We start from the raw sequence: 24,375 nt of genomic DNA, 5'->3' as shown, positions 1-24,375 counted from the left end.
AAGAAATGAGGGATGTCGAGATGAAAACAGTGTTAGAAGCAAAAAATATTGAAAAAGTATATGACACAGGTGGGAATAAATTTGCAGCTTTAAAAGGTATTAACTTACAAGTAAAAGAAGGGGAGTTCGTTGGAATTATGGGACCTTCTGGTTCGGGTAAGACGACTCTTTTAAATGTTCTTTCTACAATTGATAATGCGACGAACGGTGAGATTTTAATTGATGGAAAAGACATCGTGAAGATGAACGATGATAAGCTGGCGTTGTTCCGCCGTGATCATTTAGGTTTCATCTTCCAAGATTATAACTTATTAGATACGTTAACGGTGAAAGAGAATATTGCGTTACCTCTTGCGTTATCAAAGGTGAAAGCGAGTGAGATTGATCGCCGCGTTCTTGAAATCTCAAAGAAATTCGGCATTGATCATATTTTAAGTCAGTTCCCATACCAAGTATCTGGTGGACAGAAGCAGCGCTGCGCAGCATCGCGTGCGATCGTTACAAGTCCTAGTATGATATTTGGGGACGAGCCGACTGGAGCACTTGATTCTAAATCAGCGACAGATTTATTAGAAAGTATGAAGTCGTTAAATGAATATGATAACTCTACAATTTTAATGGTAACGCACGATGCATTTGCGGCGAGTTATTGTAAACGAGTTATTTTCATTAAAGATGGTGAGTTATATAAAGAATTACACCGCGGTGAATCAACACGTAAACAGTTCTTCCAAAAAGTCGTTGACGTAATGTCTTCTATTTCTGGAGGTATGGCTGATGACCTTATCTAGCATTGCCCTCCGCAACATACAGCGGAACTTTAAAGACTACTTTGTATATTTTGCATCTATGATATTTAGCATCGTCATCTATTTTACATTTAAGGCGTTGCAGTATAATTCACAAATGGAAAAAGCTGCGGAAGGTTCTAAAAAAATTAGCGGTGCATTTCAAGTTTCAAGTGTTATGCTAATCATCTTCGTAGCGGTGTTCATTATATATTCGAATGGTTTCTTTACACGAAAACGTAAAAAAGAAGTTGGGCTATATTCGTTACTCGGTATTCGTAAAAAACAAATCGGTAAAATGCTCTTTTATGAAAATATGTTAATGGGATTAATGTCTTTAATTATAGGGATTGCGATTGGTAGCGTCCTTTCAAAATTATTCCTTGAACTACTAGTAAGTATGATGGGGTTAAATTTAAATGTTCATTTTGAAGTACCGATGGCTGCAATTGTGGATACAGCAATTATTTTCTTTGTGATTATATTGTATACATCACTTCAAGGGTATCGTTTAATTTATCGATTTAAGCTAATTGAACTTTTCCGCGCAGAACGTGAAGGAGAAGAAATGCCAAAAGGATCAGTAATTATGGCATTAATTTCAGTTTTCTTAATCGGTTCAGGTTATTTCTTAGCGTTAATGTATGTGAAGGCACTTAAGTATGCCGACTTTATGGTAGTCGCACTTTACATTTTACTGGCGACAGTAGTAGGTACGTACTTACTATTTATGTTCTTTACAGTATTCGTATTAAAGCGTGCAAGAAATAATAAATCATCGTTTTATAACGGTATGAATATGGTAACGACGTCACAGTTACTATATCGTATTAAAGGAAATGCAAAGTCACTTGCGACAATTTCTATTTTAAGTGCAGTAACATTAACAGCGGTTGGTACGTCAGTTACGATGTATTACAACACATTTACGCAATCAAAAGTAGCTGCGCCGTACAGTTATTCTTATGAGAAAAAAGATGAAGAGCTTGATAAGAAAGTAAATGCGATTTTTGCTGAAGAGAAGGCGAATCACCCTGTCAAAGATCAATTTGAAATTGAGACGGTTCCTGTAAAAGGGAAGTTTGAAGGGGAGAAAGTGGACTTCATTCTTAATCTAAACTACACGATTTCAGAGAAATATCAGTTTATGTCTCAGTCCGAATTTAATAAACTTGCTAAAAAAATCGATGCAGAAACAGTGAATGTAGCTACTGGTGAAGCATTTATATATGATAGCTCTTATATTGAAGGGTATGAGTTTAGCCCTGGGTATAAAGGAAGTGAAGCAGTATTCCAAATTGGCAATGAAACGAAGACATTAACGATTCAAGGTGCAAATAATACAGCAATTACGAACTTAGGTGAATTAGTGATTGTCGTTTCAGATGAAATGTATGAACAGGCGAAGCAAGCATTTGGAACACGTACTGTAAAAAATATTGATGTAAAAGATGAAAGAAACAGTAAAGTGTTAACAGAAAAGTTAGCAAAAGTGATGCCAGCTGGTGAATCAGAAATGGTACCACTATTTAGAGATTTCTATACTGGTTTCCAGATGGGGCTTGAAGGAACGGGACTTATGATGTTCATCGGAATGTTCTTAGGACTTGTATTCTTACTAGCAACAGGCTCTATTATTTACTTTAAGCAATTAACTGAAGCAAATGCAGATCGTGAGCGTTACGTCGTACTTCGTAAAGTTGGTGTAACGAAACAAGAAATGAAAAAAGCTATTGCAAAACAAGTAAGCTTTATCTTTGCGATTCCGTTAGTAATTGGAATCCTGCACAGCTTATTTGCACTAAAAGGTTTAGCAAACTTATTACCATTTGAAATTATGATTCCGCTCCTAATTAGTATCGGAGTATATGGCGTCATTTATATCGGATATTACTTCTTAACAGTTCGATCTTATTATAAGATTGTGAGCGCGAAGTAATAGACGGTAGCTGTAAGGAAATAAGAACTATAAAATAGTGATTCACCTAATTTTTTAGTCAGGTGAATCACTATTTTTTGTTTTGATAAGTGCTAGTGAGAGATAAAACAAATAACATTTGAGGAGGGAGTAGGCATACAGGATTTGTGTACTGCAAGTCTGTCATTCTTATTATATTAATAAAGTGATGTAAATGGAGTGTTACATATTACTTGATGGGAATAGCATGAATTTTATAGACATAATTAATGCGCATCAATTATGTCTATAAAACTAAAGGTATGTTTATAGTCAAAGGTATCTATGCATATTACATAACGCCTCAAAGGGTTTATTTCAATTACAGTCATACATATTGTGGGAAAATAACCCTCTTCATAATAAGTGATTAATATTTCTTTTTCGGAAATGAATGACTGTAATAGAAGATCTTCAATCCGCTCCCTATCATTTTGTGGTGATACTCTTATTGGTCCTTTAATAACCTTGCGTGTGCCAGCAGATTGTTCAGGTGTAATAGTCATTTGAATCACTTTCGATGTACCTCTATCCTTTGAGATATTTGCGCTACTCATGCCTTATATTCTCCTAACGATATATTTTCTGTATCTTTCTGGCCTAGGAAGAACAGTTACTATTTAATTACTATTAATTTAAGCGCTAAATTTCTTATGTTCTTGAACTGAATACACTGTATAAAAAGTCTATTTTGAGAAGTAGTCTGCTATAAAACTTATATAATAAAGAAATTATGGCGAATTAGCTTAGTATTAAAAAATTATCAAATTTATTAACTTATTTATAGTAATTTATTTGTCATTATTGTACTTTTTTGAAGGGGCTAGAACTTTATTAGTATTAAGGAGAATAAAGGCGTGTAAAGATGTTAGAAAGAATATAAAAAAGACGAAACAAATTGATTAATTTTGAGGTGGGGGTATTAGCGCTCACAAATAGCGGGATAAATTGAAGTGGTGAATTTTGTAGATAGGTGAGATGGTATTACACGTATCTCACCTAGTGTTAAGAAAATGCTGCTATATTACGGTATGATTTTCACGATATTGTCTAGGAGTCATACTAGTGATTTTTTTGAAGACTCTTTTGAAATAACTTTGGTCATTAAAATTAAGCCAGGTACAAATATCCGATAATGGATACGTCGTTAATGTTAATAACTTTTTTGCTTCCTCTACTCGTTCTCTTTGAACATACTCACTTAAAGGAATCCCTACTTCTTTTTTAAACAATTTAGATAAATAGGTAGGAGAAATATCTAAAAGGTTAGCAAGATCATTAAGAGATATTTCATCGTAAATATGTTTGTGAATATGATTTAGGCATGTAGTTATTGAATTAGAATATGCTTGATTACTATATTCTTTAACACGTTCTGCAAAAGTACATAAGGCATCTTCAATTAATCTATTTACGGAGTACATGTTATCTAGTTTTTCAATGGTTTGGATATATAAAGTACCAAGTGAAAAAGCAATATGTGATGGAAGATTACCAGCTATCGCATATCGAATAGCTAAAGTAATTGCGATAATACCATTGTTTTTTTGGTTTCTGAGTTGATCTCCTTTTGATGAAATCGCCGCATCCTCTTGTGGAAATGAATACGCATATTGTATTACTTTTTCTTTATTTCCTTCTTTAATTGCTGAAAAAAATTTACGTTCCAATGATATGTCATAATTTTGCGGATCATGCCGGCGACGTTTTGAAATATATAAATCAGGATTTACAATTTTGTAAGAAACATCTTCTAGTAATTTATTTTTTTCCCAAACAATATCTCTATCTAATTTTTCATTGAAAACTACGTAATGTAACCAAATACTTATATCAATTAGAGTACTTTTTTTAATCTCGGGTAGAAATTGATAGTAGTCTATTCCTTTTTGTATATTAGTACAATTAAAATATTCCATAAGTTTGATGGCCATTTCATCTGATACCTTTGGATAGGTAGTGGGGCCGACTATTATAGTTCCTTTTACATGTTCATGATTTGTTATATGGATACTAATGAAATTCTCAAGATACTTATTTCCTTTGAAAATTGGAAAATTACAAGGAGTGTTTTCTTGATAAATTTCATTAAGATGTTCTTCTTTAGAAGAATAAAAGGGACTACCAATCGTATGAGAAGTAGATTCATATACAATTTTTTTATCAGTAGATAGAAACTGAACAGGAACATGAAATGTACTATGTACAAGATCACATAAGTGCTGTAGGTCGATGGAATTATTCATTATTTTCTCCTTTTAAATAGTTTTGAAATACCACATATTCATACTTAGATCTACATTCATTTCTATAAGATATAAATTTCTTATTATTTTAATTTTTTACTTACATGAAAAGAATTACATATATTGGATAGGAATGAAAGGTGATTTACAGATTAATTTCCACAGATGTTGTGTGAAAATAGACGTAGCAATGGTACCTTCCATAAAATTTATTTTTATATCCATTATACCAAATTAATAAATATAAAAGAGATATTTATATATGGAATATGAAATGTTTTATGTATAAGAATGATAGATAATGCTTTTTCATTCTTCATAAAATCTTAAGAAATCTCCTCAATTTTTGTTAAGAAACGATAGTTATACTTAGAAACAAGTTAAAAACTATTGAACGAATGGGGAGAGATTTACATGCAACTCATAACATTCTTACATGAATTTATTAAACATCCGAAACATACTGGTGCAATTGCGCCAAGTTCAAAAATATTAGCAAAGAAAATGGTAGATGTAATTGATTTCAATAGAGCGAAATGCATCGTAGAGTTAGGGCCTGGTACAGGTGTCTTTACGAAAGAGATTATGAAGAGAAAGAAGAAGGAAACAATATTTCTTCTGATTGAAATTAATGAAGTGTTTTGCAAAGAGTTAACGAGAATGTTTAAAAATGAGCAGAACGTCATTGTTGTACACGGTTCAGCTGAAAATATAAAAAAATATATGGAAGAGTTCAATATAGAATGCATTGATTACGTCTTATCGGGATTGCCTTTTACTTCTTTACCAGAAGAGGTTTCAAAGCGTATTTTAAATAATGTGATGGAAGCCATACATGAGAACGGTGAATTTATTACATTTCAATATTCACTTGTGAAAAAGGGATTTATACAGCATTTCTTTCCTGAAATTACATTGAAAAAAGTGTGGTTAAATGTTCCGCCGGCTTACGTCTTTAGCTGCAAAAAAGAATTACGGAGGGCGTATGCATAATGGAATTACATGAATTATTATCATACATTGAGCAGTACGGTTATTGGGCATTATTTTTTTGTTTATGGCTCGGGATCGTCGGTATGCCAATTCCAGATGAAATGATTGTAATGAGTGGCGGTTTCGTATCATCATTAGGCATATTAAATGTAATTCCCGCTTTTGCCTTAACATATTTAGGTGTTGTATCAGGGCTTTCTTTAGGTTATATATTAGGAAAAGTATTTGGTACGAAAGTACTTGATAAGCTAATGAAAAAGAAAAAAGCAAAATATCTTTTAAAATCGCAACAGATGGTTGAAAAATACGGTCAGTATGCGTTAGTTACAAGTTATTTCATACCTGTTGTAAGACATATTGTGCCGTATTTAGTTGGAATGAATAACATGTCATTTAAGACGTATGCTTTATATTCCTATACGACAGGGTTCGTTTGGACACTTGTTTATTTTGTGCTCGGTTCTTTATTTGGACAACATATTGAAAGTATTGTAGCAGTTGCGATAAAGTATGGCGCGTATTTTGGCGGGATTGTTTTTGTTGTTGCAAGTGGTATTTATTTGTATAAGCAAAGAAGAAGTACAGTGATGAGTAAGTAAATAGACTAAAGGTTTATGCTTATTGAGAGTAGTATAAAAGGGAGAGTTATTTTGTAAAATAACTCTCCCTTTTAATGTAATAGCTCCTTATTACTTACATTAGGTGTTGTTTGAAATACAGTTATATAAATTGTTAATATGATTGTATTGATCAGATTAGCTAGTATAGTCATAAAATCACTTGATGGAGTGATAAGAACAAAGATTGAAAGTGCGGCAGAAGCAAGTGGAATGAACTTTTGTATCGTAGTTAACTTTCCACCGTTATGAAGCTTCGAAGATTGAAAGAAGCAAAGTAAGAAAATAAAGGATGTAAATACTAATCCTAAATATCCCCATCCATCCTCAATATACCAAGGTAAAAAGCTCATTCTTGATGTGAAAATAAATAAATTGAATACTAAGGTGCTAATGATTAACGTATTTAAAATCGTGATATTTGTCTGTTTTTTCATTTGAATTATACTCCGAAATTTATTTTATCCCGTATTAAAGGGCAGTAAAATTCCCACTGATTAAAGTTTTACTTTATTGAGATGTTTTTGCCATTTCCATAAATCGCTGTTCAATTTCATCCAAATCGAATGAATGGCATATTCTGCGGTCTTCTTTATCTAAAATTCGATAATGTTGAGATAAAATATTTTGTTGTATTTGATAACCGTTTAATTCTTTTATTTGTCGCCACCACATTTTTCCGCCTAATGTCTTCGGGAAGTTTGTATTGTAGTGTGTAAAAGCGATTGTTTTTATAATTTCATTCACATCATCTCCGAATGTCATTTGGACTGTATCGCACTGTTCGAAGAGTGTTACGACACAAACTGCACCTGACCATGTTAGGGTGCGTCTTCCTTTTTCAATTTCCACTAATGTTTTCTTCGATAAACCAATAATTTCTGACATTTTATCTTGTGATAAATTATTTTCAACACGGATGAGTTTTAATTTTGAATTAACGAGTTCAATAAATTTTTGTTTATCCATAATACGGCTCCTTTTTTGTTATAGTGTAAAATTACACTGAAGGTGTAATTTTGTCAATTGTAGTGTGAAGAATTCTTTTTATGTTTCTTGAGCTTACTAATTAATATTTCACTTTTAGTTTAAGAAAATATTAAGAAATCAAATGAGTTTTTATTAAGGAATACGCTCTATACTTAGGAACATCTTAAAGAAAACATAATGAAAGGCGGAATATAGATGAAAAGATTTATTTTTGGATCACTACTTGTTATTGTGGCAGGAGCTATATATTTATTAAATGGGAGCGCTAAGCTAGATCAAATGAATCCCTTTCTTGATATAGAGGATTATTATGCAGTGATTGATAATGATGGCAAAGAGTTAGGTGGAAATAAAGGTCGTGAATATAAAGTGAAAGCTTATGATGAAAGTGGGAAGGAAAAAGAAGTTACAATTAACGGAGTAGATGAATTGCTAAAAGGTTCATACTGGCATGTGCTCACGAGTGGCAAGTTCTTACATGATAAAGTGCAAGTAACGATAGATAAAATTCCTGATGGGGCGAAGGCTAAGTTAGGACTGTAAGTATAAAACCGATTCTCAATGAGAGAATCGGTTTTGTTATTTTATGGTAAAATATAGAGGGGAGGAGTGAGAGTTGTGCTACTCATTGTTAGCCTTATATTAATTGGGATTATGTGTAGTATGAGAATAGTATCCTTACATATGATAGAGCGGCAAAAGATAGAAGAACGATATGTATATTGTCCAAAATGTGATTCGAAAATTAGAAGAGGAAATTCGGCTCCTTTTTGTTCGAAATGCAATGTAATATTTTAACTATATTAAATCCAAAATCACTTTGTATGGTTTTGGATTTTTTATGTTGAAAAATCACAGTGCGATTTCAGAAAAATGAAAGAGAAAATGATGTTCTCTTTTGTTTTTTTAGTTAAAATGAGGTGTGCATAACAAGGATATTTTAAATGGAGTGCTATATTTGGGAATTCTTATCATAGTAGGGTGCCTATTGATAGGCATCATTTTTATTGGTTTAAGTATGTATAGGCTTGTAAAAGAAATAAAAGAAAAAGATTCAAAAAAAGGTAAATGGACAGTAGTGGCACAAAGTATTCTAGAGCTATTTTGTGATCCGCTGCACGGAGCACCGTTCTACTTTTTAGTTGGTGCGCTCTTTTTTGTAGTGGGGCTTTTATTGCTCTCTATGGGAATGGGCTGGGTTGAAATTGATTAGTTGGCGTTAGAGCATTAATTATATACAAGTATGTAAGAGGTATATTAGTGAAAATATTTTATAGTCGTAGTATTAAGAAGGAGAGAGTAAATGCCAATTATAAGAGATATCCAATTAAGTTTTCTAAAAAGAAAAGAGCATATAAGTAGTTTAGAGACATTAAAATTAACATCTTCAAGCAACTATGAAGAAATATCTTTTTTTAAAGAAACGAGCTGTATTACTTCTTTATACGAGCGGCATATGTCAAAGTTAAGAACAGACTATGAAAAAGTTATCTTGATTTACTGTGTGGATGATATTTCATTATTAAATCAGTGGGAGAAGAAATATCGAATTTTTCCTGGATATATGAATGTGTTTGTAGAGTATGAGAATGTAAAGGATTTTCCATATTTATCAGATAGAGAGAAAAAAGAATTAGCCCTTCAAATCGTTCATACTGAAATGAAGAGTTTAGCTGTGGAATGTGATTGGGATATAGAGATGTTAGAAAAAGCATACAATAAGGTACTGAATTTGGATTATAAAAATGAACTTGTATATATAAAGAAGAGTAGTCCAAATAAAAAATATGTATGTAGTATAATTTGGCAGCATGAAGTGGCTTATGCTGATATGTACTTAGAAATAAGGGAGTATAGAACGAGACGATTAATCAAAAAGGAAAAGCTTATTAGAGAAGAAGATATGTATAAAATGTTTAATCATATTAGTGACGTGGCTTGGAAGTTAAAGCATAAAGTGATGTTGATGAACGACAAAGGGAAAACTATATGGATGTTAACCTTTTTAGAGAAAAACGAGCCAGATAATTTAGTTTGGAAGATTGAAAGAATAGAGGAAAGTTAATAAAAAAGAGCTTGAAACCATTCAAGCTCTTTTTTATTACTATTTATGTCCTAAAATATGCTCAACCTCATGCACACTTAATTTGCTTGCTTGAGAAATCGTTTCAAGAGGGATACCAAGTTCATACATACCTTTAATCATTTGTATTTTTCCTTGTTGAATCCCTTTTTCCATCCCTTTTTCCATCCCTTTTTCCATCCCCTTTTCTATGCCTCTTTTCATTCCTTCTTTCTCTGCGTGGGCAAATTTTGCAGCCTCATCCATTAAAACCTTTTCCCTCGCTTCATAGGCTTGTCGGAAAGAAGAATCTTGACTCATACGTTCCCATTTATTTATCGCTTTTTGTAAAATAGGATCTTGGTTCATAGCAATATCCTCCAATGTTTTAGTTAAGTGTTCATCCTCATTTGCTGAAAGTAATAAAAGCCAACGAACAAATGGATCTTTCCATGGATTTACTTTTTCTTCATGCCATTGTTCTGTTAACTTTGGGATTTCTACAATGTGAATTTCTATGTCGTCACTTAGGAGTTTCTGTTGTTGTGTATTCCATAATGTGCCCATTGTATGAAATTCTTTGTGATCTAAAAACATTATGAAGTTCAATAAATTAATGGTGATGGTTTTACGAAGTGCACTGTATGGCATGCCTTTTTGTAATTGAGATGTGTATAATTTTCCCCAATAATATAAACTGCGTTTCATCATATCGTGATTATTATTGAGCTGTATTTCTACATTTACTTTTGTCCCTGTGTTTAACGTAGCTGAAATGTCTAGAATTGATAATTTATCATTTGCGTGTTCCCGGTGTAAATGCGGATCTTCTAGTTGTAGAGAAGCGATGGATGATTCTAAAGAATCTTGTAACATGGCATTTAAAAATGCAATTAGAATATCTTCACTACCATTCGTACCAAACAATTGTTTAAATGCAAAATCAATGCGTAAATTAACTAACTGTTGGTTGAACACAGCTTTTCCTCTCCCTTGTATATCAGGATGCCTCTTTCCCTCATTGTACCTAAAAAGAACTAGGCCATGCAAACAGACCCTTCTGCTATTTTATTAGTAGTATTATTAGAAAATAAAAGGCAAGTATGTCTATGTTATACTCTAGTGAAATCAAAAAAAATTTTGTTTATATTGAGGAAAAGGTGATACATATGCAAAAAGATATTTTGAAGCTATTAGATAGAAAGCAAAGTAACTATGAATTTCCTGCCTTTGATAATGAATATATGGATATTTCGCAAGTGAAATTTTCTCTTTTCTTTAAAGATACTAAGGATTGGTTAATGGTGTTTCAAATTGTCGGTGTAGGTTCATTAGGTGTATTTAATGATATTCAAGTATATGGCGATAGAATGAATCATTCAATTGGTGATGACGGTATTTTGCAAGTAAAAGATGGAGATTATGAATTATTTGATAATAAAGGTGAATTTATACCGGATATTCATAACGGTAGTTTAAAAATTCGCGATCATCATTTTGAATATCAATTTACAGAAGAAGATTATGCGAATAATGGAATAGAAGTGAAAACGAAAGAGTCTTATCCAACATATTTCCTGCGTATGCTCGCTACTAATGAAGAAGCTAGAAAGTTATTATGGTGGGATAAAGAAGAAATTTTAGAAGAGTTGGGTTTAAAAGGTGATTGGGAAGTAGCTTATGAAACGGAAGAGTGGCAACATGTTGAAGAAGAGAAAGTAAGTGAAAATGAATTCTTCCAATCAGTAGCTGCAGCGATAGAGAAGCAAGATCCAAGTGTTATTGTAGATAAGGATGCTAATACGCACTGGAAAAATTGGGTGGAGTTTGATTACGAAAATTCATATTAAAAATTAAAGAGTAGATCAAAATGCCTTGCTAATAAAAAAGACGAGCCAAAGTGTTGAAACTTTAGTTCGTCTTTTTGCATTACACAACCGCAGGATTATAAATCATCGTAAAGTGCCCTTGTAATAGTTCAATATGACAAGGTGTATGAAGCGAACTTTCTCCATCTGTATCTACTTCTTTTTCTTCTTCTGTTTCAATATGAATGGATTTTGCTTTTACGTGGAAGATATCATTTTCATTTGTGTCTTCAAATAATTTCTTTCCGATGTAATCTTTAAATGCTTGGATGCCTGTGGATTTTACGACGAAAATATCAAGTGTTCCGTCATCGCATTTCACGTTCGGAATAAAGGACGGGATACCACCAAGATATTCACCGTTTCCAACCATAACAAGGACAGCTTCGTCTTCATATACTTGTCCGTCGTAAGTAATTTTTACTGGGAATGTTTCAGCGTTTTTGACAGTTCGAATGGTACTTAAGTAGTAACCGATTTTACCAAGCTTTGCTTTCTCTTCTGCATCAATATTGTTTGATACTTCAGATACGAGTCCAATGCCCCAGAAGTTTAAAAAGTGTTGTCCGTTTGCTTTTGCGACATCAATTGGTTTTACATGTTCTTTTGTAATGAGTTTCGCTGCTTCTGCAATATTTTGCGGAACACCAAGTGTGCGAGAGAAGTCGTTGCAAGTTCCGCCTGGAATGATTGCAAGTGTAGGTCTAGTTTCAAGAGGGGCTAAGCCGTTTGTGCATTCAAATACAGTTCCATCACCACCAAAGACGATAATTAAATCTACTTTACTAGCAAACTCCTGACAATATTTTGTTGCATCACCTTGTTTTTTCGTATGAAGGATATGTAGGTCAGGAAAAGCTGTGGCAAGTGGTGGTACGATTTTTGTTAAGTTCGTATGTAAATCGCCTTGTCCTGCTTTCGGATTTACGATGAGGAGTACTTTTTTAAATTTTGTCTTTGTCATTCTTCATCTCTCCCTTTGTTTTTATAAATTACGGTAGAAATAAAACTTCCACCAATAATGCATGGAAGCTTATTTGATCCCGCTATTCGCGGGCCAATAATCATTGGGAATGGACAAAAACCCCACTGATTAAGGTTTCATTTTATTATTCCGTTACAACTGAAGCGATAAATGGTAAGTTACGATATTTTTCTGCGCAGTCGATACCGTAGCCAACGATAAATTCGTCTGGAATTTGGAAGCCAACATACTCAGCTTTTAAGTCCACTTTACGGCGTTCAGGTTTATCAAGTAACGTACAGAATTTCAATGCTTTTGGTTTATGCATGAAGAAGTGATCTTTTAAGAAGTGAAGTGTTAAACCAGAATCGATAATGTCTTCTACGACAATTACGTTTTTTCCAGTAATGTTTACATCGATATCTTTTAGTAGTTTTACTTTTCCAGTTGTTTCTGTTTGATTTCCGTAGCTAGATGCAGAGATAAAGTCGATAGTTACTTCGTTTTTAATATGACGAATTAAATCAGCAGCGAATACGAAAGATCCTTTTAATACAGCGATTACAACGATTTCTTCTCCTTCAAAATCACGTTCGATTTGAAGCGCTAGCTCTTTTACTTTTTCTTGTAATTGTTCTTCAGAAATTAAAGTGTCTTTTATTTCAATTTTCATTTGAATCCTCCTACAGTGTAAAACTTGTGAACATTTCGACTGTAAAGGATAGAAAGAAAAAAGTCAAAGAAGATATAAGGTTTTTACAGAAATCCCCACAAAATAGTCAGATGATATGATATACTGATAACATTAAGAAAACGCTTCCAAAAAGGGTGATTATGATGAAAAAGAAACAGTATACAAGTGTAACATTTATAAAAGCATTGCTTTTAACAATTGTTCTTGGTATGTTGGCTTACATAATTGATGTACCTGCAATTCGCATTTCACTAATTGGAATGACTTTAGTATTAGGCGCAATTTCCCACGGTATGATGTCGCAGCTGCAAGAGGCTGGACTTGATGATATGAAAGATTCTATAGATAAGAAATGAGAAACCTTCACGTATATAGAGTGAAGGTTTTTCGTTTCTTACAAAAATGTAAGGTGATTTGTAAGACAAATCGATAGTTGCATAGTAGTGTTTTGGATAAACTATAAGTGTAAGGTAAAAGGTAAGCATATTTTAGGTAAATTAAGTTTTAGGCACTCTATATGTGAAAAAGGAGTAGGAGGGCATGGAGAAACATTGGACGACCTTTTCTTTTTTAGCAACTAGTAACACCGTAATGCTAGCTGGAGAAATGGATTTTTTGCATACGTTTAATCGAGAAGACGATCATTCTTCTTCTAAATTTACAATGAAATGGAGTAAGTGGAGCGATAGTTGTAAATTGGAAGAAGAGGCCCCTAACGAAAGGCAAAAAATTATTTTAACAAATCCTATTAAAGCATGGGTCGTTCAATGTCGTAAGTGTAACGTCAAAAATCACTTCAAGAAAACTGAGCCGAGACAATTAGTTATCACTCCGGCCCTTCCTACTTCTCAATCACGCGAAAGTAACAAATAAATATCGAGACACATCGAAAGAAGCATCGTATTTATACGGTGCTTCTTTCCTGTCCTGTCCATAAAAAGTCCCTTAGTGTATGAAAGATTTGTTATGATTATAAAGGAATCTTACATTTTGCATATGGTAGGAAATATGATGGAAGTAAAATTAGAAAAGGTGTGTATGATGAAAAAATATAGTGTAATTGCAGTAGCGAGTTTATTGGCAACAAATCTATTAACATTTCCTTCTAGTTCGCTAGCGGAAATTGAAAATAAAACAAGAAATAATATAGAAGCTTTACAGAGTATACATAGTGATAGACAAAGTGAATTGCAAAAACAATTGGAAGTTATACAAGAGCAACAAATGGAATTAGAAAAAAGAAAAGATATTTTGAAACAGCAGGCAGAGCTATTTATTAAGGTTGACGAATTAAAACAGAAAAAAGAAGAGTTACTAAAACAAGGTAGCGAAGATAAAGGACAATTAGAAGAAGTTCAGCAAAAATTAGATGAATTAAAGAAACAACAAGAAAAACTTGAAAAGAAGAATCCGTTAGAACTAAAAGAAAAGAAGATTGATGAAAAGAATAACCAAGAAGAAACAAACTCGAATGAATTAGAGGAACAAAAAAAGAAGGAAGAGCTTGAAGAGAAGGATCGATTAGAAGTAGACGAAAAGAATAAACAAGAAGGGACAAATCATGAATTAAAAGAGAAGCAAAAGAGAGAAGAATTAAAGAAACAGCAAGAAGAATTACGAATAAAGCAGCAACAATTGGAGAAGCAGCAAATAGAGTTAAAGCAGAAAGAAGAGCAGGAAAAACAAGAAATTGAATTAAAGCAAAAAGAAGAACAAACAAAACAAGAAATTGAATTAAAGCAAAAAGAAGAACAAACAAAACAAGAAATTGAATTAAAGCAAAAAGAAGAACAAACAAAACAAGAACTTGAATTAAAGCAAAAAGAAGAGCAAGAAAAACAAGAGCTTGAATTAAAACAAAAGGAAGAACAGGAAAAAAGAGAAGTAGAATTAAAGAGGGCAGTAAGTAATTTACAAGCAGCACCACAATCATTCCCTGATGTTCCAGGGTGGGCGGAAGAGTCTGTTACTTATTTAGTGAATAAAAAAGTAATTACAGGAATGCCGGATGGAACATTTTCACCACATAGCGTATTAAGTAGGGCTGAATCGGCTACAATTATGGCTAAAGTTTTAGGATTAGAAGTTAAAGAAGGGGACAAGCCGACCTTTATAGATTCGAAAGATAATTGGGCATCTTCTTACATTGCAGCGGTGGAAAAAGCAGGCGTTATTAAAGGTGAAGGAAACGGGAAATTTAATCCGTACGGTCAAATGACAAGAGCGGCAATGGCAACAATGCTTGTACAAGCATATCAATTAGATTCGAAAGTTAATGGAGAATTACCGACATTATTTAATGATGTGAAAGATCATTGGGGCGAGAAATTCATTAATATTTTAGTAGAATTAGGTATATCAAGTGGTATTGATGGAACACAGTGGCAACCTGATAAATCGATATCACGTGCTGAGGCAGCTCGACTTGTTGCGGTGACAGATCAATCTAAAGATAGCGAAGTAAAAGTGAAAAAGGTAAATATAACGAAAAATTTCTTTACTTATAATAGTCCATCATTATCATCAGGTATTTCAAATGAATATGCATCACAAGAAGTAAGGGTATATGAAGAAAGAGATGGTGGATGGATAAAAATTAATACGGATTTGGGTTTTAAGTGGGTGTACTTAACTGAGAAGAAAGTAAATATAACGAAAAACTTCGTTACATATTATGAATCGTCATTATCATCTGGTATTTCAGGCGAGTATACTCCGCAAGAAGTGACGGTTGTTGAAGAAAGAGAAGGCGATTGGATTAAAATTCATACTAGTGTAGGCTATAAGTGGGTATGTCTAACTGAAAAGAAAGTACAGATTGATAGAGACTTTACTACTTATGATGCTCCGTCACGGTCTGCGAATGTTTTAGCGTATTATGGGCCACAAACAGTAACTGTTGTAGAAGAAAGAGGAACGTGGCTTCGTATAAGTACATATGCAGGATACCAATGGTTGGACACGAAAAAGGAGACAAAGTATTTATCTAAAGTATTTTTCGCATATGACAGCCCTAGTTTTGTATCGCGCGTATCAGGGAAATATTCTCCGCAAACAGTAGAAGTGTATGGCGAAAGAGCAGGCGGTTGGATTCAAATACAAACTAATAATGGTTTGAAATGGGTGAATGAAGGCAATGTTAATCGTAGTCAAGTGATATTGAACGTACCATCAATTTACCAATTCCCAGAATTACACAATGGCTGTGAAGTAGTTTCTTTACAAATGCTTGTGGAACATCAAATTGGTCGTTCATTAAATAAAGTAGCATTTGCGTTTGAAATGCCTTTTGATCAAACAAAATTAAAGAACTATAAAACATCATCACAAATTTGGGGAGATCCAGATGTAGGGTTTGTAGGTGATGTGACAGGAAATACGCCAGGATATTCTATTAATCCAGAGCCATTAAAAAGATTGTTAGATAAATATGCAAGAGGAACGAATTTAACAGGAAATGATTTCTCAGTCCTAGAAGATTATGTACGAAATGGGAAACCAGTTGTTACTTGGGTAACTGTAGCACTAAATAATCCAAGACCAATTACAACGTGGAAAACACCAGGCGGAAAAACAATTTATGGACGAATGAATACTCATGCGGTCGTTTTAACAGGTGTCGATGATAATTACGTGTATTATAATGATCCATTTTATGGAACGAAAAATGTGAAAGTGAGTAAGAGTTGGTTTGCAAGTATTTATAACCAAATGGGGAAGAAAGCTTTAAGTGTAGATTAAATAAAAAAGGTTATCCAAAAGATTATTTTTGGATAACCTTTTTTTATAATGAAATCTTTAACAGAATTCCATTTCATCTGCATCTTATATTTATATCTATTGTTTATTCTAGTATTACATCCGGTGCGATGTGATGTGAATAAAGTACAAAGGGGAGAAATAAAATGAAAAAAAAACTATTACCAATTTGTGCGATGGCACTTTTAACAGTAGGATATTCTTCAGTAGCGAGTGCGGATACTGGAACATTAACAAAGGAAGAAGCGGCGCAAGTGCAGCAAGATGCAACTAAAAAAGAAGCAGCAATTAAGGTACAGCAAAAAAATGATGTAGAGAAAAAGCAAGCGGCACAAGTACAAGAAAAAAGTGATATGGCTAAAAAAGAGGAAGCAATAAAAGCAGGGCAAAAGAATGATACAGCGAAAAAAGAAGTAACACCACAAGTTCAAGAAAAGGAAGCTCTTGCAAAAAAAGAAGAAGCAATTAAGGCCGGGCAAAAGAATGATGCAGCGAAAAAGGAAGTAGCAAAGCCAGCTGTACAAGGTGAAAAATTACCAAACACGGCATCAAATAATGTAGCAATGATGGCACTAAGCGCATGTCTTGTAGGGATAGGGACATTATTTGGTTTGAAGCGTCGTAATAAAGTTAAGGCGTAAATAAAATGTTTTTCTATAAAGAATGGGATAATTTCATATATTAAAAATGGTAGGTTATTCCTACCATTTTTTGCATGGAGGGATGGAACATGAAGTTACTCAATTATATCGGTATCATATTGATGGCCATAGGGCTATTCATGGGATCGTATTACGCTGTGGAATGGTATAAAGGAAAAAGCTCTGCTCAAGAATTAACGAAAGAAGAAATAAAGAGCCTTAAAAATATACAAGATAATCAACTTTCACATGAAACACATGTAACTTCCCAAGTACCTTCTTCTCAAACCGAGCATAAAGAAGGAGAAAAGGTAGCAATGTTAAATATACCGAAAATAAAGAAGAAGTTTTCTATATATTGGGGAGCAAATGATGCAACATTGAAAAAAGGAGTCGGTATGTTTGTTAGTGATTTAACGACAACACCATCTGGAGGGGGACATACTGTACTGAGTGGGCATCGAGATACTGTATTTACAGATTTAGGAGAGTTAAAAGAAAAGGATAACCTTATTTTGGAGTATGATAATAAAATTTACACATACGAAATTCAAAAGACATGGATTACACATGCGGATGATCGCACTGTTATTGTAAAAAAAGAAGAACCGACATTAACACTGACGACTTGCTATCCATTTGATTATATAGGGGATGCACCGGATCGATATATTATCGAGGCAAAGTTAATTACGAGTAATTCAAAATAAAATTATCAAGTACAAAATGCTAGCTACTTAAAATGAGAGGGGGAGACATAGATTATGTCAAAAACCATTTTAATTGTTGAAGATGAAGATATTTTACGCGAAATATTAAAGGATTACTTTTTGAGTGAACAATATAAAGTGCTTGAAGCGAGAGATGGAAAAGAAGCTTTAGTCTTATTTGAAGAAGAAGAGGTCGATTTAGTTATACTTGATATTATGTTACCAGAACTAGATGGATGGTCTGTTTGCCGAAGAATTCGTAAGACATCCGGGGTTCCTATCATTATGTTGACGGCACGTGTTGATGAAGATGATACGTTACTTGGGTTTGAGCTTGGGGCAGATGATTATGTTGCGAAACCATATAGTCCGCCTATTTTATTAGCGAGAGCGAAAAGGTTGTTGGAAAGTAGAAAAGCAACAAAGAAACCTTTAGAAAATGAAGATGATACGTTATCAATTCATGGCATTCATGTCCATTTTCCGTCACGTACTGTTACTGTTGATGAGGCAGACATTACTTTAACACATACAGAATTTGAAATATTAGCTTACTTCATGAAAAATCAAGGGATTGTTTTAACGAGAGAACAGTTAATTTCAAGAATTTGGGGGTACGAATTTGCTGGCGATGATCGAACGGTTAATAGCCATATTCGTAATTTGCGAAATAAATTAGGAGAGAAATCAAAGCACATTACAACTGTAGTGCGAACCGGTTATAAATTCGAGGGGAACATATGAGAAAAGGGATTGTACTTAAATTATTTACCCTTACAACAGCTCTATGTATGTTGATTTTAGCGACGATATTTATTGGTCAAACGATATTTTTCAAACAATATTATGCGAACCGAAAAGTAGAAGATATTAAAGTGAATTTAAATTCCTTTGAGAAGAATTATTTGAATTATGTAGGAAATGCAGAAGGAATTCAGAAGCTGGAGCAAGATTTTTTAAGAGAAAATAATACGTGGATTACGACTTTAGACCAGTATGGGAATTTAAAACATGCGGATGATTTTTATTTTGAGGTAACGATTGACCGTAAGCAACAGAAGAGTTTTGGACAACAAATATTCAAGATTCCCTTAGGTAATCTCGTCAATATAGAGGAGATTGATAATAAATTATCAGAGCAGTTTTTAGGGCAAGAAATTTATTTTTCTGGAGTGAGAAAAGAAGATAGTTTTATTCCGTTCTCTTTTTCTTTAGCTAAGCAGAATTTAAGTGGATCTAATAAACCGTTAGAAAAAGCGTTTCAGGAGAAAATGATTAAATCAGATGAGGAAAAAAAGAAAGCTGATCAAGAGTCAATTGTTAAGGAAAAGAAGCCAGTCGTTCAGGAACAAGCTACTCAGGAATTAGGTGCTTACATAGGAGGACGTGTTACGAAAGTACAGTTCCCCGATGTAAAAGGTCCTGTGAATCCAATTTATAAAAATAGTTTATTCTTAGATAGAATAAAGGAATTTCAAACTGATTTATTATTAAAAGAGAGTAATCATATACAGTATTCAACACAAATAACGGACTATGAAAAGAATGATATAAAATATAAATTATTAATCAAACCGATAAAAGAAAAAGGCGGATCAGGATCAGTCACATATATATATGCGATGGCTTCTTTACAGCCTGTAGATGAGGCTGTACAAATGGTGCAAGATTATTACATCTATATTGTAGCATTTGTAGTCGTTCTAATTTTTCTAGCTTCGTTTTATTACTCAAAACAAATTGCAAAACCGTTACTAAAAATAAATGATACAACGAAGAAAATAGCTCATTTAGATTTCACAGAAAAAATTCCGATTACTTCAAAAGATGAAATTGGTGATTTATCGCAAAATATTAATACATTATCTAATAAACTACATTCACATATTGGACAGTTAGAACAAGATATTGAAAAAGAAAGAAAGTTAGAAAACACAAGGAAAGAATTTATTGCGGGTGTATCGCATGAACTAAAAACGCCGCTGAGTATTATGAAAAGCTGTATTTCCATTTTAAAAGATGGGGTAGCTGAACATAAGAAAGACTACTATTTTCAGGCGATGGAAAAAGAAGTAGACAAGATGGATATACTAATTTTGGATATGCTTGAATTAGCTAAATTTGAGTCTGGTACATATAACATGAAGATGGATTCTTTCTATATAGATGGAGTGATTGAAGAAATATGTGAACAGCTTTCATCAGAGATAGAGAAAAAAGAACTGAGTGTGCACAAACATATATGTCCAGCAGAAGTGATTGGGAATCAAAATAGAATTGAACAAGTAATTGTGAATTTTATTACGAATGCAATACGTTATACACCAGAAAAAGAAGATATTATTATTTCCACAATAGACGGGAAGGATCATATAAAAGTATGTATTGAAAATAAAGGTGCTCACATTGAAGAAGAACAATTAGATAAAATTTGGGATCGTTTTTATCGCGTGGATGCATCTCGTCAACGTTCACAAGGTGGAACGGGGCTTGGGCTAGCTATTTCTAAAAATATTTTAGAACTACACGATTCTGAATATGGAGTAAAGAATACAGAAGACGGTGTATTATTTTACTTTTACTTACCGAAAAAAGCGTAGATGATGCATGCTACGCTTTTTTAATTTATTTTCATATTATCTTTACCTAATCTTTATTTTGGAGCAGTATAATTTGGATAGAAAATGAGGTTATGTAAGGAGTAGATTAGCCGTGAATAGCAATTTACTAGGTGTGATGGTATTTATTTTCTTTTGTGCATTTATTGTATTTTTAATTGATATTACGATATGAAAAAAAGAGCGCTAATTAAGCGCCCTTTTTTTGTGTATTCATTTGATAAGCATTCATGCTTTTGAATAATCTTGGTGAAGTTGTAAATAAAAATATAAGTAAAATTGTACATATAATATATGAACCAATCATGGTACTACCGTTAAATATTAAAGAATATAGGAAAGCTGATTGACCTTTTGGTGCATATTGTCCCCAGAAAATAATACCGGCGATAAAGTGACAGAAATAGCGAGCAAAGCTACCAATAAATGTAGCAATGATAATGTATCCAATTACTTGCTTTCCTTGTTTTTGTTTTGATGAAGGCTTATCTTTACGGCTACTTAAGTTTGATTGTTCGTTTCCATTCTTATTAGATGCTAGAAGTGCTTTTTGAATTGGACGATAGAATAAACCAGCAAATCCAATGAATGCGAAAGCAACGAAATATTCAATGATTACTTGAATTGGTGTGACGATAATGGCATCGCCTACGACAATTTGTAATAATCCCCAAATTAAGCCTCCTAAGAAAGCCATTTTGAAGCCCCAGCGGTATGCGATAATAAAAATAGGAATCATAGCAAATGAGATGGAACCGCCTGTTGCTGATATTTTGATTGAAAGTGGTAAAATGTCGATGACCAAGGCGAAGGCTGCAAGAATAGCAGATTCGATCATCGCTTGTAAATTGGTGTTACGCATGTTGTCTCCCCCTAAATCCAAGTTTCACAAAAAAGAACATTATCATAGGAGGATACGAAATACGTAAATAAAAAAAGAGGTGTGTATTTCGGACGTTTGCACAATTCCTGCGTTAGCATTAACTAACAGGTTCAAAGGGTCGGAACGAATTGTTCCCTCTCAGCGGTAAGGCTCCCCCTGTGATAACGAGATTCTTTTGTTATTGTTTATTGTAAGTGAAATGGATGAGAATGGCAAATATACTTTGTATGACAATTATTGAAATATAATTGTATTGAAATGTTAATAAATATGAAGCAAAAAGATATAGTCCAAGTGAAATAGAGTATGATATAATTTTTTTGAAAATAATTATCATTCTCTTCTGAGGGGGAAGGTTATGAGCTTAGTAGATATTAAAATTGGTGAGAAAGTGTTAGTAAAAAGTATTCAGTCGTTAGATCAGTTATTAAAGCGTAGATTAGCTGCTTTTGGTCTGGCGGAAGGAAGCGAGCTTCGCTTGAAACAGAAAGCGATGTTTAAAGGTCCTTGTACATTGGAGTGTCGTGGGCAGTTAATTAGTATTCGTCATTGTGACGCGAAAATGATAAAGGTGGAATTAGCGTGAATAAGGTTGCTTTGCTAGGGAATCCGAATACAGGGAAAACATCATTATTTAATGCACTTACTGGTTCTTATGAATATGTAGGAAACTGGAGCGGTGTAACAGTAGAAAAGAAGGTTGGTAAATTAAAAGATAAGCAAGGAACATTAATTGATTTACCAGGCGTTTATGATTTGAATCCAGTTTCACGTGATGAAGGTGTCGTTACGAATTTTCTACTAACAGATGAATTTCATCATATGTTAAATATAGTGGATTCTTCTCAATTTGAGCGAAATATGCATTTAACATTGCAATTACTTGAATTTGGTAAGCCCGTTTCAATTGGTTTAAATATGATTGATGTGGCAAAGCAAAGAGGAATTGTTATTAATGTAAAACGGCTATCAGAAATATTAGGTGTAACAGTCGTTCCTGTCATCGCAAGAACCGGAAAAGGCTGTGAAGAATTACTTACTACTCTTCATGAAGAGAAACAAAAAGAGAAAAAGCCATTCATTATTTCATATGGTGTACAAATGGATGAAGGGATTGGAGAGGTAATCGCTCTTTTAGAGACAGCGAATTATGAGCATCCGAGATGGTTAGCCCTTCAATTTTTAAGCAATAACGAAGTAGTAGAAAAAGAAATGAAAGCATTACCAATTTATAAGGAACTTATAGCCATTCGATCTCGTTTAGATGGAAAACTTGATTGTACGTTGGAAGAGCACATTTACAAGACTCGTGAAGCGTATATTGAAAAGTTAAAAACAAATGTTATGCAACATGAGAAAGAAGGGAAAATTCCTTTTTCAGAAAAAATTGATAGGTTAATTACACATAAAATTTTAGGACTTCCAATCTTTTTAGCAGTTATGTTTTTTATTTTTCAGGTTACGTTTACGTGGATTGGTACACCTTTATCTGATATACTTGATGGATTTTTTGGCGGACAACTTACTGATTGGGTTACAGCTGGGCTCACAAGTGTTGGGGCTTCTGACTTTATTCAAGCACTCGTTACAGAAGGTATTATTGCTGGTGTTGGTGCGGTATTAGTATTCGTTCCACAAATCTTTGCACTATTCTTCTTCATTTCATTATTAGAAGACTCGGGATATATGGCACGAATTGCAGTTGTTATGGATAGAATTATGGAGTTTTTCGGTTTAAACGGAAAAGCATTTATTCCGATGATTATCGGCTTTGGATGTAACGTTCCAGGTATTATGGCAGCGAGAACGATTGAACAAGAAAAAGAAAGGTTACTTACAGTTCTTGTAACACCGTTTATGTCTTGTTCGGCACGTTTACCTGTATATGCACTATTTGCGGGAGTTTTCTTCCCTAATAGTCAGGCGACTGTTGTGTTCTCTTTATATATCGCAGGGATTGTTCTTGCATTACTCGTTACAAAGATTATGTCTCTTACTATTTTAAAAACAGAAAAATCTATTTTTGTAATTGAACTACCACCTTACCGTGTGCCGCAAGCGAAAACGTTATGGCTCAGCACGTGGGAGAAAGGTAAAGGATTTGTTCGTAAAGCGGGTACATTCATCTTCGGTGGTTCTGTTGTCATTTGGTTATTAAACTATGCAGGTCCATCAGGATTTGGTGTTGATATGGGAGACAGTTTCTTAGCGATGATTGGTGGATTTATCGCACCACTTTTTGCACCGCTCGGTTTTGGAACGTGGCAAGCTGCGGCATCCCTTTTAACAGGATTTTTAGCGAAAGAAGTTGTCGTTTCTACGATGGCAATTATTTATGCGGTTAAAGAAGATGTGCTAGGAAATGTAATGGGAGCACATTATACTGCGCTATCAGCCTATGCATTTATGTTCTTTATTTTATTATATGTTCCGTGCTTAGCGACAGTAGCTGTTATTAAACGTGAAACTGGATCGATGAAATGGACAGTTTTCTCTGTCGTTTATCCGCTCGTTATTGCTTATGTATTAACGCTCATTATATACCAAGTTGGGTCCTTACTCGGATTCTAGAAGGAGATGTATCG

At 33.6% G+C, this 24,375-nt stretch carries 26 protein-coding genes and 1 riboswitch; of the genes, 18 read left to right on the top strand and 8 right to left on the bottom strand.

Annotated elements, in window-relative coordinates:
* The first annotated feature begins 20 nt into the window (after positions 1–20).
* Together MR155_RS17000 and MR155_RS16995 are read left to right on the top strand one after the other, a co-directional pair.
* Positions 21–791 (top strand): ABC transporter ATP-binding protein, encoded by a 771-nt coding sequence (locus tag MR155_RS17000; protein ID WP_000859659.1) that lies wholly within the window; start codon positions 21–23, stop codon positions 789–791.
* Positions 778–2,727: an ABC transporter permease gene (locus MR155_RS16995; RefSeq protein ID WP_219301132.1), complete on the top strand. Its 1,950-nt coding sequence runs from the start codon at positions 778–780 to the stop codon at positions 2,725–2,727. The genes MR155_RS17000 and MR155_RS16995 overlap by 14 nt, the downstream gene beginning before the upstream one ends.
* 245 nt (positions 2,728–2,972) lie before the next feature.
* On the opposite strand, the gene MR155_RS16990 is transcribed toward MR155_RS16995, so the two are convergent.
* Positions 2,973–3,302, bottom strand: coding sequence for a YolD-like family protein (locus tag MR155_RS16990; protein WP_219301133.1), 330 nt, complete (start codon positions 3,300–3,302; stop codon positions 2,973–2,975).
* 462 nt (positions 3,303–3,764) lie between these two features.
* Positions 3,765–4,991 carry a helix-turn-helix domain-containing protein gene (locus MR155_RS16985; RefSeq protein ID WP_242310635.1) on the bottom strand — a complete coding sequence of 409 codons (1,227 nt, stop codon included), beginning with the start codon at positions 4,989–4,991 and terminating at the stop codon, positions 3,765–3,767.
* A gap of 414 nt (positions 4,992–5,405) precedes the next feature.
* Between MR155_RS16985 and MR155_RS16980 the strand changes: the two genes are divergently transcribed.
* Together MR155_RS16980 and MR155_RS16975 are read left to right on the top strand one after the other, a co-directional pair.
* The gene (locus tag MR155_RS16980) at positions 5,406–5,984 is read left to right on the top strand and encodes a class I SAM-dependent methyltransferase (RefSeq protein WP_242310633.1); all 579 of its coding nucleotides are present in this window, start codon (positions 5,406–5,408) and stop codon (positions 5,982–5,984) included.
* Positions 5,984–6,583: a DedA family protein gene (locus MR155_RS16975; protein WP_242310631.1), complete on the top strand. Its 600-nt coding sequence runs from the start codon at positions 5,984–5,986 to the stop codon at positions 6,581–6,583. Before MR155_RS16980 ends, MR155_RS16975 begins: the two co-directional genes overlap by 1 nt.
* Positions 6,584–6,654: 71 nt before the next feature.
* Here the strand turns inward: MR155_RS16975 and MR155_RS16970 are convergent, their stop codons facing one another.
* Both MR155_RS16970 and MR155_RS16965 read right to left on the bottom strand, forming a co-directional pair.
* Positions 6,655–7,038, bottom strand: a complete 384-nt coding sequence (locus MR155_RS16970; protein WP_088040316.1) for a hypothetical protein — start codon at positions 7,036–7,038, stop codon at positions 6,655–6,657.
* A 73-nt stretch (positions 7,039–7,111) separates the two neighbouring features.
* Positions 7,112–7,570, bottom strand: a complete 459-nt coding sequence (locus MR155_RS16965) for a helix-turn-helix transcriptional regulator (RefSeq protein WP_088040315.1) — start codon at positions 7,568–7,570, stop codon at positions 7,112–7,114.
* Positions 7,571–7,786: 216 nt separating this feature from the next.
* Here MR155_RS16965 and MR155_RS16960 point away from each other — a divergent pair, with 216 nt between their 5' ends.
* The 4 genes from MR155_RS16960 to MR155_RS16945 all read left to right on the top strand — a co-directional run bounded on the left by MR155_RS16960 (position 7,787) and on the right by MR155_RS16945 (position 9,656).
* Positions 7,787–8,134 carry a YxeA family protein gene (locus tag MR155_RS16960; RefSeq protein WP_242310629.1) on the top strand — a complete coding sequence of 116 codons (348 nt, stop codon included), beginning with the start codon at positions 7,787–7,789 and terminating at the stop codon, positions 8,132–8,134.
* A gap of 75 nt (positions 8,135–8,209) precedes the next feature.
* On the top strand, positions 8,210–8,389 hold the full coding sequence (locus MR155_RS32050) for a hypothetical protein (RefSeq protein ID WP_088040313.1): 180 nt from the start codon (positions 8,210–8,212) through the stop codon (positions 8,387–8,389).
* Positions 8,390–8,549: 160 nt separating this feature from the next.
* The gene (locus MR155_RS16950; RefSeq protein WP_242310627.1) at positions 8,550–8,804 is read left to right on the top strand and encodes a hypothetical protein; all 255 of its coding nucleotides are present in this window, start codon (positions 8,550–8,552) and stop codon (positions 8,802–8,804) included.
* A gap of 90 nt (positions 8,805–8,894) precedes the next feature.
* The gene (locus tag MR155_RS16945) at positions 8,895–9,656 is read left to right on the top strand and encodes a hypothetical protein (protein ID WP_242310625.1); all 762 of its coding nucleotides are present in this window, start codon (positions 8,895–8,897) and stop codon (positions 9,654–9,656) included.
* 39 nt (positions 9,657–9,695) lie between these two features.
* Here MR155_RS16945 and MR155_RS16940 read toward each other — a convergent pair whose 3' ends face one another.
* On the bottom strand, positions 9,696–10,631 hold the full coding sequence (locus tag MR155_RS16940; RefSeq protein ID WP_242310623.1) for an Rpn family recombination-promoting nuclease/putative transposase: 936 nt from the start codon (positions 10,629–10,631) through the stop codon (positions 9,696–9,698).
* Between the two features lie 191 nt (positions 10,632–10,822).
* On the opposite strand from MR155_RS16940, the gene MR155_RS16935 reads away from it, so the two are divergent.
* Positions 10,823–11,503, top strand: a complete 681-nt coding sequence (locus MR155_RS16935) for a DUF7003 family protein (RefSeq protein WP_242310621.1) — start codon at positions 10,823–10,825, stop codon at positions 11,501–11,503.
* Positions 11,504–11,582: 79 nt separating this feature from the next.
* Here MR155_RS16935 and MR155_RS16930 read toward each other — a convergent pair whose 3' ends face one another.
* Positions 11,583–12,485 (bottom strand): diacylglycerol/lipid kinase family protein, encoded by a 903-nt coding sequence (locus MR155_RS16930; RefSeq protein ID WP_242310619.1) that lies wholly within the window; start codon positions 12,483–12,485, stop codon positions 11,583–11,585.
* Positions 12,486–12,630: 145 nt separating this feature from the next.
* Complete coding sequence (gene hpt / locus MR155_RS16925) at positions 12,631–13,158, bottom strand: hypoxanthine phosphoribosyltransferase (protein WP_000687586.1); 528 nt, start codon at positions 13,156–13,158, stop codon at positions 12,631–12,633.
* A gap of 161 nt (positions 13,159–13,319) precedes the next feature.
* On the opposite strand from hpt, the gene MR155_RS16920 reads away from it, so the two are divergent.
* The 7 genes from MR155_RS16920 (at position 13,320) to MR155_RS16890 (ending at position 20,889) form a co-directional block, all read left to right on the top strand.
* Complete coding sequence (locus MR155_RS16920) at positions 13,320–13,535, top strand: hypothetical protein (RefSeq protein ID WP_000976189.1); 216 nt, start codon at positions 13,320–13,322, stop codon at positions 13,533–13,535.
* Between the two features lie 184 nt (positions 13,536–13,719).
* The gene (locus MR155_RS16915) at positions 13,720–14,052 is read left to right on the top strand and encodes a hypothetical protein (protein WP_242310617.1); all 333 of its coding nucleotides are present in this window, start codon (positions 13,720–13,722) and stop codon (positions 14,050–14,052) included.
* A 165-nt stretch (positions 14,053–14,217) separates the two neighbouring features.
* Entirely contained in the window at positions 14,218–16,920 is a 2,703-nt protein-coding gene (locus tag MR155_RS16910; protein WP_242310677.1) for an S-layer homology domain-containing protein, read from the top strand.
* A gap of 164 nt (positions 16,921–17,084) precedes the next feature.
* Complete coding sequence (locus MR155_RS16905) at positions 17,085–17,579, top strand: LPXTG cell wall anchor domain-containing protein (protein WP_242310615.1); 495 nt, start codon at positions 17,085–17,087, stop codon at positions 17,577–17,579.
* An 89-nt stretch (positions 17,580–17,668) separates the two neighbouring features.
* Positions 17,669–18,289 (top strand): class D sortase, encoded by a 621-nt coding sequence (locus MR155_RS16900; protein ID WP_242310613.1) that lies wholly within the window; start codon positions 17,669–17,671, stop codon positions 18,287–18,289.
* 54 nt (positions 18,290–18,343) lie between these two features.
* Entirely contained in the window at positions 18,344–19,033 is a 690-nt protein-coding gene (locus MR155_RS16895) for a response regulator transcription factor (protein ID WP_242310611.1), read from the top strand.
* Positions 19,030–20,889 carry a sensor histidine kinase gene (locus MR155_RS16890; RefSeq protein ID WP_242310610.1) on the top strand — a complete coding sequence of 620 codons (1,860 nt, stop codon included), beginning with the start codon at positions 19,030–19,032 and terminating at the stop codon, positions 20,887–20,889. Before MR155_RS16895 ends, MR155_RS16890 begins: the two co-directional genes overlap by 4 nt.
* A 208-nt stretch (positions 20,890–21,097) precedes the next feature.
* Here the strand turns inward: MR155_RS16890 and MR155_RS16885 are convergent, their stop codons facing one another.
* Positions 21,098–21,769: an energy-coupled thiamine transporter ThiT gene (locus tag MR155_RS16885; protein ID WP_242310608.1), complete on the bottom strand. Its 672-nt coding sequence runs from the start codon at positions 21,767–21,769 to the stop codon at positions 21,098–21,100.
* Positions 21,770–21,855: 86 nt separating this feature from the next.
* A riboswitch (TPP riboswitch) is annotated at positions 21,856–21,957 on the bottom strand.
* Between the two features lie 191 nt (positions 21,958–22,148).
* Between MR155_RS16885 and MR155_RS16880 the strand changes: the two genes are divergently transcribed.
* Entirely contained in the window at positions 22,149–22,376 is a 228-nt protein-coding gene (locus tag MR155_RS16880; protein ID WP_000060512.1) for a FeoA family protein, read from the top strand.
* Positions 22,373–24,361 (top strand): ferrous iron transport protein B, encoded by a 1,989-nt coding sequence (gene feoB, locus MR155_RS16875; RefSeq protein ID WP_242310606.1) that lies wholly within the window; start codon positions 22,373–22,375, stop codon positions 24,359–24,361. The genes MR155_RS16880 and feoB overlap by 4 nt, the downstream gene beginning before the upstream one ends.
* Positions 24,362–24,375 lie beyond the last annotated feature (14 nt).

The organism is Bacillus cereus group sp. BfR-BA-01331 (genome assembly GCF_022663915.1).
In the GTDB taxonomy this organism is placed as follows: domain Bacteria; phylum Bacillota; class Bacilli; order Bacillales; family Bacillaceae_G; genus Bacillus_A; species Bacillus_A mycoides.
This window is presented reverse-complemented; position numbering and strand designations above follow the sequence as displayed.

Bases quoted from the DNA above. Each gene is read 5' to 3' on its own strand.
- MR155_RS16935 (WP_242310621.1), top strand. From the start codon at position 10,823: ATGCAAAAAGATATTTTGAAGCTATTAGATAGAAAGCAAAGTAACTAT.
- MR155_RS16915 (WP_242310617.1), top strand. From the start codon at position 13,720: ATGGAGAAACATTGGACGACCTTTTCTTTTTTAGCAACTAGTAACACC.
- MR155_RS16945 (WP_242310625.1), top strand. From the start codon at position 8,895: ATGCCAATTATAAGAGATATCCAATTAAGTTTTCTAAAAAGAAAAGAG.
- MR155_RS16890 (WP_242310610.1), top strand. From the start codon at position 19,030: ATGAGAAAAGGGATTGTACTTAAATTATTTACCCTTACAACAGCTCTA.
- MR155_RS16900 (WP_242310613.1), top strand. From the start codon at position 17,669: ATGAAGTTACTCAATTATATCGGTATCATATTGATGGCCATAGGGCTA.
- hpt (WP_000687586.1), bottom strand. From the start codon at position 13,158: ATGAAAATTGAAATAAAAGACACTTTAATTTCTGAAGAACAATTACAA.
- MR155_RS16885 (WP_242310608.1), bottom strand. From the start codon at position 21,769: ATGCGTAACACCAATTTACAAGCGATGATCGAATCTGCTATTCTTGCA.
- MR155_RS16975 (WP_242310631.1), top strand. From the start codon at position 5,984: ATGGAATTACATGAATTATTATCATACATTGAGCAGTACGGTTATTGG.
- MR155_RS16970 (WP_088040316.1), bottom strand. From the start codon at position 7,038: ATGAAAAAACAGACAAATATCACGATTTTAAATACGTTAATCATTAGC.
- MR155_RS16965 (WP_088040315.1), bottom strand. From the start codon at position 7,570: ATGGATAAACAAAAATTTATTGAACTCGTTAATTCAAAATTAAAACTC.
- MR155_RS16980 (WP_242310633.1), top strand. From the start codon at position 5,406: ATGCAACTCATAACATTCTTACATGAATTTATTAAACATCCGAAACAT.
- MR155_RS16910 (WP_242310677.1), top strand. From the start codon at position 14,218: ATGATGAAAAAATATAGTGTAATTGCAGTAGCGAGTTTATTGGCAACA.
- MR155_RS16960 (WP_242310629.1), top strand. From the start codon at position 7,787: ATGAAAAGATTTATTTTTGGATCACTACTTGTTATTGTGGCAGGAGCT.
- MR155_RS17000 (WP_000859659.1), top strand. From the start codon at position 21: ATGAAAACAGTGTTAGAAGCAAAAAATATTGAAAAAGTATATGACACA.
- MR155_RS16920 (WP_000976189.1), top strand. From the start codon at position 13,320: ATGATGAAAAAGAAACAGTATACAAGTGTAACATTTATAAAAGCATTG.
- MR155_RS16880 (WP_000060512.1), top strand. From the start codon at position 22,149: ATGAGCTTAGTAGATATTAAAATTGGTGAGAAAGTGTTAGTAAAAAGT.
- MR155_RS16990 (WP_219301133.1), bottom strand. From the start codon at position 3,302: ATGAGTAGCGCAAATATCTCAAAGGATAGAGGTACATCGAAAGTGATT.
- MR155_RS16930 (WP_242310619.1), bottom strand. From the start codon at position 12,485: ATGACAAAGACAAAATTTAAAAAAGTACTCCTCATCGTAAATCCGAAA.
- MR155_RS16905 (WP_242310615.1), top strand. From the start codon at position 17,085: ATGAAAAAAAAACTATTACCAATTTGTGCGATGGCACTTTTAACAGTA.
- MR155_RS16995 (WP_219301132.1), top strand. From the start codon at position 778: ATGACCTTATCTAGCATTGCCCTCCGCAACATACAGCGGAACTTTAAA.
- MR155_RS16985 (WP_242310635.1), bottom strand. From the start codon at position 4,991: ATGAATAATTCCATCGACCTACAGCACTTATGTGATCTTGTACATAGT.
- MR155_RS16895 (WP_242310611.1), top strand. From the start codon at position 18,344: ATGTCAAAAACCATTTTAATTGTTGAAGATGAAGATATTTTACGCGAA.